This window comes from Streptomyces sp. NPDC021012 (assembly GCF_044333355.1).
Taxonomy (GTDB): Bacteria; Actinomycetota; Actinomycetes; order Streptomycetales; family Streptomycetaceae; genus Streptomyces.
This window is the reverse complement of the sequence record NZ_JBIRQU010000035.1, coordinates 1-1542: the sequence shown is the minus strand read 5'-3', so window position 1 is coordinate 1542 and position 1542 is coordinate 1. Positions and strand designations below refer to the sequence as shown.

Sequence of the window (1542 nt, the reverse complement as noted above, 5' to 3'; positions counted from 1 at the left end):
TGTTCGTTGCTTCAGAACTAACACAGTGGACGCGAGCAACTGAGGACAAGCCCTCGGCCTATTAGTACCGGTCAGCTCCACCCCTTACAGGGCTTCCACATCCGGCCTATCAACCCAGTCGTCTACTGGGAGCCTTACCCTCTCAAGGAGGTGGGAATACTCATCTCGAAGCAGGCTTCCCGCTTAGATGCTTTCAGCGGTTATCCCTCCCGAACGTAGCCAACCAGCCATGCCCTTGGCAGGACAACTGGCACACCAGAGGTTCGTCCGTCCCGGTCCTCTCGTACTAGGGACAGCCCTTCTCAATATTCCTACGCGCACAGCGGATAGGGACCGAACTGTCTCACGACGTTCTAAACCCAGCTCGCGTACCGCTTTAATGGGCGAACAGCCCAACCCTTGGGACCGACTCCAGCCCCAGGATGCGACGAGCCGACATCGAGGTGCCAAACCATCCCGTCGATATGGACTCTTGGGGAAGATCAGCCTGTTATCCCCGGGGTACCTTTTATCCGTTGAGCGACGGCGCTTCCACAAGCCACCGCCGGATCACTAGTCCCGACTTTCGTCCCTGCTCGACCCGTCGGTCTCACAGTCAAGCTCCCTTGTGCACTTACACTCAACACCTGATTGCCAACCAGGCTGAGGGAACCTTTGGGCGCCTCCGTTACCCTTTGGGAGGCAACCGCCCCAGTTAAACTACCCATCAGACACTGTCCCTGATCCGGATCACGGACCGAGGTTAGACATCCAGCACGACCAGAGTGGTATTTCAACGGCGACTCCACCATGACTGGCGTCACGGCTTCACAGTCTCCCACCTATCCTACACAAGCCGAACCGAACACCAATATCAAACTGTAGTAAAGGTCCCGGGGTCTTTCCGTCCTGCTGCGCGAAACGAGCATCTTTACTCGTAGTGCAATTTCACCGGGCCTATGGTTGAGACAGTCGAGAAGTCGTTACGCCATTCGTGCAGGTCGGAACTTACCCGACAAGGAATTTCGCTACCTTAGGATGGTTATAGTTACCACCGCCGTTTACTGGCGCTTAAGTTCTCAGCTTCGCCCCGTCGAAACAGAGCTAACCGGTCCCCTTAACGTTCCAGCACCGGGCAGGCGTCAGTCCGTATACATCGCCTTACGGCTTCGCACGGACCTGTGTTTTTAGTAAACAGTCGCTTCTCGCTGGTCTCTGCGGCCACCCCCAGCTCACGGAGCAAGTCCGATCACCAGGCGTGGCCCCCCTTCTCCCGAAGTTACGGGGGCATTTTGCCGAGTTCCTTAACCATAGTTCACCCGAACGCCTCGGTATTCTCTACCTGACCACCTGAGTCGGTTTAGGGTACGGGCCGCCATGAAACTCGCTAGAGGCTTTTCTCGACAGCATAGGATCATCCACTTCACCACAATCGGCTCGGCATCAGGTCTCAGGCTACGTGTGTGACGGATTTGCCTATCACACGCCCTACACCCTTACCCCGGGACAACCACCGCCCGGGCTGGACTACCTTCCTGCGTCACCCCATCGCTTACCTACTAC

The 1542-nt window shown here is 56.7% G+C and carries 1 rRNA gene; it reads right to left on the bottom strand.

From position 1 onward, the window contains the following. Positions 1–41: 41 nt before the first annotated feature. A 23S ribosomal RNA gene (locus tag ACH4TP_RS40330) occupies positions 42–1542 on the bottom strand; the annotation flags it as partial.